The sequence below is a fragment of the Pseudomonas sp. MAG002Y genome (assembly GCF_019400845.1).
GTDB lineage: Bacteria > Pseudomonadota > Gammaproteobacteria > Pseudomonadales > Pseudomonadaceae > Chryseomonas > Chryseomonas luteola.
The window spans coordinates 1-10692 of record NZ_WOEJ01000036.1; the positions used below are offsets into that span (position 1 = coordinate 1).

A 10692-nucleotide genomic window follows, 5' to 3' on the forward strand; every position below is an offset into this window, starting at 1 on the left:
TCCCCATGTGAGAGTAGGTCATCGTCAAGCACCTATACCCAGAACCCCCAGGCCTAACCGCCCGGGGGTTTTGCTTTGTGCGGATAAAATAGGTTTGTGGAGCTGGAACAGTTTATCTAGCGACGCATCTCTATTCGGCAAACCAGCCTAGTCCAGTTATACTGTCTTTTCGCCAATTTTGTACCTGAGTGTTGTTATGAGCTGCGATGCCTCTAACCTGAAATCTTATATCCGTGCTGTACCTGATTTTCCTAAGCCGGGTGTGATTTTTCGGGATATTACCCCGTTGTTTCAATCGCCACGTGCCTTAAGAATGACTGTGGACAGTTTGATTCAGCGCTATGTTGAGGCTGAGTTCACGCATGTGGGAGCGTTGGATGCCAGGGGCTTCTTGATTGGTCCCATATTGGCTTACGCACTGAATAAGCCATTAATTCTTTTCCGTAAAAAAGGAAAGCTTCCTGCCGAGTTGCTTACCGAGACCTATACAACTGAATACGGTGATTCCGTCATTGAGGTTCATAAAGACAGCTTGTCGCAAGGAGACACTGTACTGCTGGTAGATGACCTTATTGCAACAGGTGGGACTCTTGTTGCTGCGGCAAACCTGATTCGCCGCATGGGGGCTAATGTGTTTGAAGCAGCTGCTATTGTGGATTTGCCGGAATTGCAAGGCTCTAAGCGTTTACAGGAAGCAGGCATTCCGACGTTTAGCCTTACTGAATTTGCTCTTTCTGAGCGCTAAAAAGAGCCCGCTTTAGCGGGCTTTTTTATGGAATGTATTTTTGCAGAGAGCAGGCAATACACTAAACGCAGGCTTTCCAGCCCTGCCTTTATTGCTTGAGTCAAATAGAAAAACACTGGTGCGTTAAGGTATCGAATACGGTAGGGCAGTATCTTCTCTTACATCGTTTTCTTTGAGCAGTTTGGCAACAATCAATCTAATCAACCAAATGATGTCTGCCGTCAAATATGGTTACCATTATCCAAGGGTAAATTATGGCTCCAGCGCTCACGAGAACGCCGGAGTGTTCATTAGTGAAGCGGTTGTGGTACCACGTGCGTAAAGCTTAGGTCTGCACTGTTCGTAATCGACCAAGGATTTTTTGCGGTTCCTTCAAAGGTAATATCTCTAAAACTCGAGTTTCGAAGACCATTGATAGTGGCAGGTGCTGTTCCTTTGAAACTCACCTTGGCAAATTCGAAGCGTTCGTGGAAAGCATCATGCGCGCTGTCGCCCTTGATCTCCAAGGCTGCAGAGACAGGATTCTCCACGGTAACGTTGCTGACCTTAATATCCTGAAATTTGCCGGAGATATCCGAGCGCTTGTAGTCCAGGATGGCGTTAGGATCGTTATAGTCCAAGGTGAATATAAAGCCTTGCTTGGCGCTATTACGAATGGCGGAGTCGCGAAAGATGACATTTCTGACACCGCCGCCCATGAAGTTGGTACTTTTCATGCGCAGCCCGACATCGGTCCCGTCTGAGACATTATCCTCGGCCAGGATATTCTGTATCCACGCCCCGGTGTGGCTGCCAGCAACGATCATGCCGTGGCCGTGACGAAAGTAATTATTGAAGACCCAGACATTTTCCTGTGGCTTCTGTTTAATGGCATCAGCCCCAGTCCCTGCTGCGAAGTTGACGCAGTCATCACCTGTCTCGAAAAAGTTATTGAAAACCATGGCGCCTCGGCTGTTGGCAAATTCAATACCATCACCGTTATTGGCATCGTATGTCTTGTGTGTGGTGTTGGCCATCACCACATTTTCCGTCTCTAAGTTCATGATGCCGTGGTAGGCTGGATTGAGTACAGTAAAGTCACCATAGAATAAGTTACGGACGTTGCGCAGCGTGATTAGGGATGACCGCATTTGGCCGTACGCATCCTTGACGTTCATACCCGACGCCACTGCTCTCTGGACTTGGTCCTTGGCAAGAATGCCGTCTTGCATATAGCGTGTATTATTGCTTGCGACGTAAACCGGCAAGGCTCGTCCCAGCTCATCAGTGTCGTCTTCCAGACGCCTCCAGCCATTGCCGTTGATAATCCCTTTACCTACGATACGGATGTTTTCGAAATGCTCTTCTGTGTAGGGGTCGCGGGGTAGCGCGTTGATAAGGGAGGCGGGACGGATGGTGGTGGAGTAGGGGTACTGAATATATCCCTTCGCTGGATAGTCTTCCCCGCGCTCTGAGCCGAGAAGCGTTGCGCCACGTCCAATTTCGAGCGTCATGTTGCTCTTCAGGTAAAGTGCACCAGTCTTGAACGTCCCGGCAGGAATGAGCACCTTGCATCCAGGTGTGCAAGCATCAATAGCGGCTTGGATGGCATGTGTGTTAACAGTCTTGCCATCTCCTTTAGCGCCGTATCGAACGACATTGAACACTTTGGGTAGACGGCTGGTACGCTGGACTACTGCTTTGCTGTCAGCGGATTCATTGCCATAAGCATCTACAGCACGCACCGTGAAACGGTATTCAGTGTCTGCCTTCAGACCCGTTGCCGTGAAGCTGTGGATGGTAATACGGTGGTGGAAGCCGTCTGTGTCTTCTTCATAAAAACGATTAATGTAAGGCTTGGCAGGTGAGACGCGATTGTTATTGGCGGTGGCGCTGCCAAGAAATTTACCGTTCAGGTAGACATTATAGTCACGGATATCCTGCGGATTTGCAGGCTTTTCCCACACCAGAACAATCTGGCTCTCATCGTAGGCTAGTGTAGGAACCTGTACGTTAACCGGCGCATCAAGTGCGAAGCAGGGTAACGCGGTCACGGTTAACCCCAAGGTTAACGCTGTTATGGTCAGAATCTGTTTTTTCATTGAGCGTGACAAGGCTGCAGGGTGTTCGATGCTCATGGGTTTATCCTTATTGTTATGAACGAGAGGGTTTAGAGCGCCACCTTGAGCCCATCATAATTTATTTGTGTGGTATGACAACAGCTAAGAGGCTATTCCTTCGGTTTGTGAACGAGCGGCTTCCTGAGCAGCTAAGTACAGACAGTCAATTTTATAACCTTTAGCTGCTATAAGGCTATTTGAGGCTAAAGCGCCACTATAACCCTCGACTTCGATGGTTATTCTCAAAAGGAGTGGGTGGACTCCCTTGACAAAACGGCGTTGCCAAAAAATACTGATCTTGTTGTATGACGACGTACAGATGAAGGCTGTTTGATGAAAATAAATCTTCAGGCCTTCTTTTATAGTTAATCTGGTTAATTATTTATACCCCTGCATAGCTGGCAGTGTTGATACTTGGCTGGTGGACAAACAGACTAGCTAGTAAACAAGTCTTAACAACAACAAAGGACTAGCATGATTCTTCTTACCCGCTCTCTAGTTTCAGCAATGCATTACTACTTGATCACCCGGCACATGGCTGTTTTTTCTTCCGTCAAGCAGGTTAACGCCTTCAGCTCATAGGCGCGTGCTCTCGGAGCATTTAACGGTACTGAATTTACAGCGGTTCGCTTGTACAGCTCTGGATGCTGTCGAGTTACTGAGGAGTATTCGCATGCGTATGAAAGGCTCGGCTCTGATGGGGTGTTTGCTGCTAGCTGGTGCAGGATTCGCTCAGGGAGCAACGTTCTTGAATGGAGTGGTCATGGCCGATGCGCCTTTGACCAATGCCAAAGTCACAGTGATTGATAAGTGGGGAAAGCAAAAGACTGCTCTGACGGACCGCAAGGGGCATTGGCGCCTGGAAGCCTCAACGCTGACGCCGCCGTTACTGGTATCCGCTACCGATCTTACACCGCGCGACGGACACATTACGCAAAATTGCCGCTACAACGATAAACCTCGGACGCGTTGTATGGCCTCGGTAGTGACAGCGCTCCCACGTAATGGAAATACAACGGTCAATATCACACCACTTACAGATCGGATTGTTTCCGAAATCGCCCAGAAGCTTGGGTACATCGGTCCTCAACAGTGGGTGGAAAGTGGTAATGCGGGGCAAATGCGCGAGGAGTTTCTAACTGCGCCGCTTAATGCGATGAGGGCAGGCCTTTCGCAAGCACTGATTCAAGCAGGCGTTAGCCATGTAGATCGGTACAACCCTATTACCACACCCTTGCGTGACGACGGGAAAGGGGCAGCGGCTGTGTTGCAGGTGATCAACCACAACCGGGGTTATCACAACGACAGTGGTGAGGCGAGTGGGACCATCCTGACTGATATCCGTTTTCGCCCTATTGTAGGTTTTAGCGATGTCAGCACGACACATGACACCAGTGGTTATGAGCCTTTTGATTATTTACGTGCCAAGCGTGAGTTGGAGGCTATAAAGAATGCCAAGGTTCGCATCCTGATTGTGAGTGACTCCACTGCGGCTTCCTACGAGGAAAGCCGACTACCCAGGATGGGATGGGGGCAGGTCTTCCATGAACGCTTTCGGGACGATAGCGGTATTGCCGTACTCAACGGAGCGCGGGCAGGGCGATCGAGTCGCGATTTCTATAACGAGGGTTGGTATCAACAGATGGCGCGCTTCATGAAGGCAGGTGACTATGTATTCATCGCCCATGGGCACAACGACCAAAACTGTAATAGCACCAAACCGGTGCGTGGTGCGGCAGATGTGAAAAACCTGTGTACCTATCCCAATGACAGTAATGGCAACAAGCAATATCCCGAAGGCCAACCGCAGCTGTCATTCCAGAACTCCTTGGAGCGCTACATTGCATTGGCGCGTCGGCAAGGAGCCAGACCCATCATTATGACGCCTACCACACGGGTGATGACTGCAGAGCGTAAACCCGCTTTCGAAAATGGTGATACTACACCGGTTGGCAGTTCCCACTGGACCAAGCAGAACAGCGAAAACGGCTATGCCTATGTAGGTGATTACGCGGCCACCATTCGCAAAACGGCTGCGGACAATCGAATTCCATTCATTGACCTCGAGCGGAAGACTATCGACTTCGTCAATCAGCACCGAGACGACTGGAAGTCCTATTGGCTTGCGGTTGATCCCAACGATCCCCGCTATCCCTATTACAAAACCCAGACTTCCGGAACGTTGGATAATCCTGATCGTACCCACTTCCAGCAGAAGGGCGCCGAGGCGGTTGCCGGTATAGTAGCCGAAGGCATCGCGCAGCAACCGGCACTGGTTGAGCTGGCTGCAAAACTCAAATAAGAAGGAATAACAACAATGTCCATGCCTTCCCTATTACATAACACCATGCTCTTGGGCACTGTCAGCCTTGTATGTATCAGCCAGACAGCATTGGCAGTACAGTACCAGGCGGTGGTGTCACCAACGGCGCAACCCAACACATTCACATCCATTAATGCGGCCATCAAGGCGGCCCCATCAGACCAGTCGCCCTATGTCATTTTCCTGAAAAAAGGAACCTATGAGGAGCGCTTGAGCATCACTCGCCCTAATATCACCTTGATAGGCGAGCAGCGGGACAAGACCATCATCAGTGCCGGTGTGTACGCGGGCATGCTCGATGAGAAGGGACAGAAATATGGTACGTCAGGCAGCAGCACCGTGAGTGTGAACGCGCCTGATTTTACAGCGCGCAATCTGACCATTCGAAACAGCTTCGACTTTCCGGCCAATGCGGCCAAGCTGGCTACTGATCCTACCAAGGTAAAGGATACCCAGGCGGTGGCGCTGCTGCTGGACAGTAACAGTGATCGCGCGCGTTTTCACAATGTGAGACTGGAGGGATATCAGGATACGTTTTATAGCAAAACCGGTAGCCGCAGCTATTTCACTCAAAGCAAGATCACAGGGCATGTTGATTTCATTTTCGGATCAGGGATCAGTGTGTTCGATCACTGCGACATCGTTGCTCGACGCCGTACCGATATAGCACCGCCTTATGGCTATCTCACCGCGCCCAGTACCGATATCAAGTCTCCCTACGGGCTGATCTTCCTGCAAAGTCGTATTGTGAAAGAGATGGGGGTGCCTGCTCGCAGTTTCGCATTGGGACGTCCCTGGCATCCTACTACGACCTTTGAGGATGGCCGTTACGCTGACCCGAATGCAATCGGTCAGTCAGTCTTTATCAAGTCTTATATGGATGATCACATCTACGGCTGGGACAAGATGTCGGGCAAGGACAAGGATGGCAACACCATCTGGTTCTATCCACAGGACTCTCGCTTCTTCGAGGGGCGCAACTATGGTCCAGGGGCTGCATTATGGGACCCACAGCGACGACAGCTTACAACTGAGCAGTTGAGGACGTTTACCTTGGAACTTATCTTCCCGGATTGGAAACCTGAAAGGTTCAAGGACTGATAGCGCTAATCTGCCTGATCACCCCTGATGCGATCAGGCAGGACGCTAACGGAGTTAGCACAAGGCTTGATTAGCCAGTGCCATTTGTAGTGCATTGCCCAATGGTATGGGGGGACTACCCTTGACCATTTGTGCAACTTTATCCGTTTGAGGAATCCCGATATCGGTCAACCAGTTGCTTAACCCACTGCTGTGTGTGACGTCCAGCCGAACGAACTGTCCGGCTACTCGAGACAGTAGGGCAACAATCAACACTTTCGCCTGCTCGGCGGACTCTGCCACCACCGGCCCAATAGCCAGACCGCGCCCAAACGGGCGTAATAATGCAAAGCCGACCTGCTGCCTATCCCGCTCAATACCTATTACGTACTGACTGATCTTTAATAAAGCCGCAAGCACTAGGCCACGGTTCATTCCGGTTGCGCTGGAAGCTAATTCAATGAGTTGAGGAAAATGTTGTGATGTTATCTCGTGCAGCGTATGCCCGACTGGTAGCTCATGATGAGGGAGGGCTGGTGCGCTCGCGGTTTGGTGTTGATGAATATGTTCGTAGGTAATAAAGCCCTGGCTGGAATAAAGGGGCGCTCCTTGTGGTGTTGCAACCAGGAGAGGAGTGCGTGGGCTTGTATGGTTCAATACCTGGTCGACCAATTTACGGCCCAGTCCTTGGCCTTGTCGCCGCACATCAACGATGACCAGACCTAGGCTGACGTAATCGCCTTGAAGGCAGCAGAGCGCCGTACCCAATATGCCATGTGCGTCTTCTGCCACTATTCCCTGGCTGACGTGGTGTATCCATTGCCAGTCCTGCAGGCGATGGGGCCAGCCTACGGCACGTGACAATTCATGGGCATGTATCAGGTCTTCCGTTACCATTGGGCGAAATCGAATCGGAACCTCAGCAATCGACATGGGCTATAAAGTTCTCCGGCTCGGTCAGTAATAGACATTGGTTACTGTACCAGTCTACAACCGATGCCTATCCAATGACGAAATGCTGAATAGGGTGAGATAGAGGCTTATTTCCAGATATATCTGGAAAAACAATGTGGCTCGCTCAAAAGGGTATTGAAAGGTCCCGTCAAAATTGACTCGAAATTAAATGGCCGTGTCAATCTTCGCGTTTCAGAAAAGCAGTGGTCTCGCCAGAGCGATTATGAACTAATCAGGCAAACCATTAATTCATGGCGAATGGCTTTAAACTTACGCAGCTTAATCAAGTATTCCGCTCTATACGACTTACTTTATAGTCGCTTATTAATTTGGAATAATAAGCTTTCTCATCATTGATGCGCTGCGCTATCTGATGAGGTTCCAGAGAGACCTGTGTCAGCAACTGACGCTTTTGTAGGTCAATATAATCTGGGGATTGCTGCATCCTGTAAATTCGGGCCAGCAATGAGCGCGTAGTCGAGGCTGATAAGTTTGCTGGCGCGAACCAACCAATCCAGCCATTGATATTCATATCAACGCCTTGCTCAGTAAAAGTTTTGATTTGAGGCCAAGCCTGCAGCCGTTCTCTGCTCGTAACGGCAAGCGCACGTAGCTGACCCTCGGAACGGCGGGAAGTCACGCGACCACTCACGAAGATAGTAGCAGCCAGCTCCTTGTTAAGCATGTCGGTAATGACCGCTCCTGTATGACTGTAGGCTTGCATGCGTAGCGCTATCTCCTTGTGGCGCGCAAGCATAAGCCCTGCCAGATGTCCTTGGGAGCCGTACAGGGTAATACCAATATCCCTAAAATCAGGATTATCAGATACCCAGTCAAGGTAGTTATCAACTGTGCGTACGGAGGGTGGGACAAGCGGCCCGACGGCCAATGCGTAAGTGTAGTCCCCCATCAAAGCGAGTGGGCTGAAGTCTGCGATTGGATCATACTCTATGTCCTGGTAGACATTGGGTAGCAAGCACATCGACGCGGAAACTGCCTGAAGAATGGTCGCCCCATCTGGCTTGGATTCCTTGACTGTCTTACTTGCGAGGCGAGTATTTCCATCGCTGATAATTTCCAACGCATAATCGAGATGGGCTTGTTCGGTAAAAATAGGAAGCAATCTCTCGGCCAGGGTCGTACCAAACGAGCCGGCAGGGCTGCCTGAAATCAAGTGACCGTCGTGATCAGCCTTTGCTTGGAAAACAGGTAAGGCAGCGCCCAGGACAGAAAGAGTTGAGCCATATAAAAACGAACGACGGGTTATCATAGGCAGCTCTCATATAAGCAGTACAGCTATGCTTATCTTGATAAGCGCAATAAGCAAAGTCTATTTAAAAGCTTTTAATAAAATAGTCTGCTTTCTGATGATTGCAAGTTTTCGGTGCGTGTTAATAGCGTTTGGAGGCAGTTATATAAAGTTTCAAAAATTAACTGTTGTTAGAAAGGCTAAGGCTTTTTTCATTGGAGTACATAGGCTTGGCTTGTTACCGCCAAGCATTACTGCGCAGATGCAAAGCGTATTAAAAATATAAGACAAGGCAATACAGAATTATATTTTCAAGCCTTGGTGGTTATACGTTTCTTTTCCATTGTCTGACAAGCAAACTGTCTATATAGGCAATCAGCTCGTCGGAGGTGATGGAGTAGTGATGTACCCAGTGGCCTTCTTTTGTGCGGCCGGCGCGGATTGGCCATTTGCTGAGGCCCAGTTGCCGGGCGCGCTCAATGACTTCTGTTGGGCTGGCTCCGGTTATCGGGATTGCCATGTTCAGTCTCCTTCATCTGGTCTCTTCTCGTTATCGGTGTAAACGGACAAGACCTTGAATGAAAACTGACTAACGGTCGGCGTATAACAGTAGCGAAAGCATGAACACGCATGTGGTCAGCGTATCTGCTAACCAGGAAAGAAGCAGGCTATAGGGCAAGACGTCCATGTCTATGCCTTGAAAAGTTCTGCTCAGGGTACAGCTGACCAGTGCTGGCAGCCGTTCTTCATCCACTGGCTCTGATCGACGTCAACGCCATCGCCAACTTTGCATCCGGATACATTCAGCACCTTGCCGCTCGACCGGTTGACCAAGCGGAACCAGGTTGATGCGCCGGGCAACATTTGCCACTGCTGCGTATGAAGGTTTTGCCATGTCTCCTGTGAGAGGGGGGAGTCGTTGACCGCCGGTGCGGTAAGCACTTTGCCGCTGTTGACGCTCAGCACCTCATAGAAGCCATTCTTCAGGTTGATCATATGCCAGCGTTGAGCATTTTGTGTGTGATCACACGAGGTCTGTTCGACTCGTATACCTGCCTCCAGGCTAGCGTTTTTTACATTCAAGCACTTGCTGCTGTTTTGGTTGATCAGTGCCACTGGCTTGTCTGCGCCTGTTGGAACACCAAAGACTGGATTGCCGTTTGAATCCCAGCTGAGCGGTTGCACATAAATGGCCCTGTTGGGATCGTACAGCGGATCGCCTACGATGCCCTTGTAGTTGCGAGCATTATAGATGTGAAGGATGGTGCCATCCCGGTCGGTTGTGAAGGTATTGCTGCCTGTGCCGTAGATCCCGTTACGCTCGCTACTCTTGAAGACAGGAACAGGTGATTTGGTCCATACGCTAGGATCGAGTAGATCCGCCGTGGCTGGTGCGGAAAGCAGGCCCATGTTGTAGTTCGCATCGGTAGCACTGCCCGAATAGGCAATGAACACCTTGCCATTATGTTCCATGACGGCAGGCGCTTCGTTGACCCAGAAACCTACCTTCTCCCAGTCGTATTCAGGTTGCGATAGCATTACCTGTTTGCCTTTAATAGCCAACGGGCCATCCAGCTCGGCAATGTAGAGGTTGCTGTTACCTTCGATATTCGGGTCTTTCTGGGCCCAGACGATGTAACGTTTGCCTGCATGCACAAAGGTAGTCGTATCGATACTGAATGACTCCCAGTTTGTCTTGATCTGACCACGCTCGATCCAGCCTGAGCCTGTTACCGGATTGGCTGCATTGTTGGACAGTGCATAAATGCGGTGATTGAACGGGGTGCCTTCCTGAGCGGCAGCGAAATAGACGTACCAGGAACCGTTGTTGTAATCGATCCAGGGTGCCCAGACGTGGGTACTCATCTCACCACTGTCGTGCTTGGTCCAGATGACCTGTTCCTGGGCCTTTGCAAGACCGGCAATGGTCCTGGCGCGCCTGAGTGCGATCCGGTTGTACTCCGGTACGCTGTAAGTCATGTAGTAATACCCGTCGGTATGTTTATAAACAGACGGATCGGCTCGTTGCGTAATGATGGGATTGTCGTACTGGGTTGCCGCCAGAGAGAAGGCCGGGTTGATCAATACTGTTACAGCGACCGCGAGGGAAAACCAGGCGGCATTGGTAAGGTTGCGCTTGAGACGCCTTACCTGAGCACACAGTTCTAGGGTTTGTCTGAAAAGTCGGCCCGCATGCATCGCTCGATACAGGCCAGCGTAACCATGGCCTTGAAGCTGCTAG

At 50.4% G+C, this 10692-nt stretch carries 8 protein-coding genes; 3 read left to right on the forward strand and 5 right to left on the reverse strand.

Annotated features, from left to right (window positions below; genetic code table 11):
- Positions 1-196 precede the first annotated feature (196 nt).
- Positions 197-745 (forward strand): adenine phosphoribosyltransferase, encoded by a 549-nt coding sequence (locus tag GM154_RS25235; RefSeq protein ID WP_010798695.1) that lies wholly within the window; start codon positions 197-199, stop codon positions 743-745.
- A 290-nt stretch (positions 746-1035) separates the two neighbouring features.
- On the opposite strand, the gene GM154_RS25240 is transcribed toward GM154_RS25235, so the two are convergent.
- Positions 1036-2862 carry a glycosyl hydrolase family 28 protein gene (locus GM154_RS25240; RefSeq protein WP_219654242.1) on the reverse strand — a complete coding sequence of 609 codons (1827 nt, stop codon included), beginning with the start codon at positions 2860-2862 and terminating at the stop codon, positions 1036-1038.
- A 655-nt stretch (positions 2863-3517) separates the two neighbouring features.
- On the opposite strand from GM154_RS25240, the gene GM154_RS25245 reads away from it, so the two are divergent.
- Entirely contained in the window at positions 3518-5146 is a 1629-nt protein-coding gene (locus GM154_RS25245; protein ID WP_219654244.1) for an SGNH/GDSL hydrolase family protein, read from the forward strand.
- A 15-nt stretch (positions 5147-5161) separates the two neighbouring features.
- Positions 5162-6268 (forward strand): pectinesterase family protein, encoded by a 1107-nt coding sequence (locus GM154_RS25250; RefSeq protein ID WP_219654246.1) that lies wholly within the window; start codon positions 5162-5164, stop codon positions 6266-6268.
- Between the two features lie 54 nt (positions 6269-6322).
- On the opposite strand, the gene GM154_RS25255 is transcribed toward GM154_RS25250, so the two are convergent.
- The 4 genes from GM154_RS25255 to GM154_RS25270 all read right to left on the reverse strand — a co-directional run bounded on the left by GM154_RS25255 (position 6323) and on the right by GM154_RS25270 (position 10649).
- On the reverse strand, positions 6323-7180 hold the full coding sequence (locus tag GM154_RS25255) for a GNAT family N-acetyltransferase (protein ID WP_010798690.1): 858 nt from the start codon (positions 7178-7180) through the stop codon (positions 6323-6325).
- 304 nt (positions 7181-7484) lie between these two features.
- Positions 7485-8471 (reverse strand): tripartite tricarboxylate transporter substrate binding protein, encoded by a 987-nt coding sequence (locus GM154_RS25260; RefSeq protein ID WP_219654247.1) that lies wholly within the window; start codon positions 8469-8471, stop codon positions 7485-7487.
- Between the two features lie 304 nt (positions 8472-8775).
- Entirely contained in the window at positions 8776-8970 is a 195-nt protein-coding gene (locus GM154_RS25265; protein ID WP_219654248.1) for a hypothetical protein, read from the reverse strand.
- A 191-nt stretch (positions 8971-9161) separates the two neighbouring features.
- Positions 9162-10649, reverse strand: coding sequence for a family 43 glycosylhydrolase (locus GM154_RS25270; RefSeq protein WP_219654249.1), 1488 nt, complete (start codon positions 10647-10649; stop codon positions 9162-9164).
- Positions 10650-10692: the final 43 nt, after the last annotated feature.

Bases quoted from the DNA above. Each gene is read 5' to 3' on its own strand.
- GM154_RS25235 (WP_010798695.1), top strand. From the start codon at position 197: ATGAGCTGCGATGCCTCTAACCTGAAATCTTATATCCGTGCTGTACCT.
- GM154_RS25240 (WP_219654242.1), bottom strand. From the start codon at position 2,862: ATGAGCATCGAACACCCTGCAGCCTTGTCACGCTCAATGAAAAAACAG.
- GM154_RS25245 (WP_219654244.1), top strand. From the start codon at position 3,518: ATGCGTATGAAAGGCTCGGCTCTGATGGGGTGTTTGCTGCTAGCTGGT.
- GM154_RS25250 (WP_219654246.1), top strand. From the start codon at position 5,162: ATGTCCATGCCTTCCCTATTACATAACACCATGCTCTTGGGCACTGTC.
- GM154_RS25255 (WP_010798690.1), bottom strand. From the start codon at position 7,180: ATGTCGATTGCTGAGGTTCCGATTCGATTTCGCCCAATGGTAACGGAA.
- GM154_RS25260 (WP_219654247.1), bottom strand. From the start codon at position 8,471: ATGATAACCCGTCGTTCGTTTTTATATGGCTCAACTCTTTCTGTCCTG.
- GM154_RS25265 (WP_219654248.1), bottom strand. From the start codon at position 8,970: ATGGCAATCCCGATAACCGGAGCCAGCCCAACAGAAGTCATTGAGCGC.
- GM154_RS25270 (WP_219654249.1), bottom strand. From the start codon at position 10,649: ATGCATGCGGGCCGACTTTTCAGACAAACCCTAGAACTGTGTGCTCAG.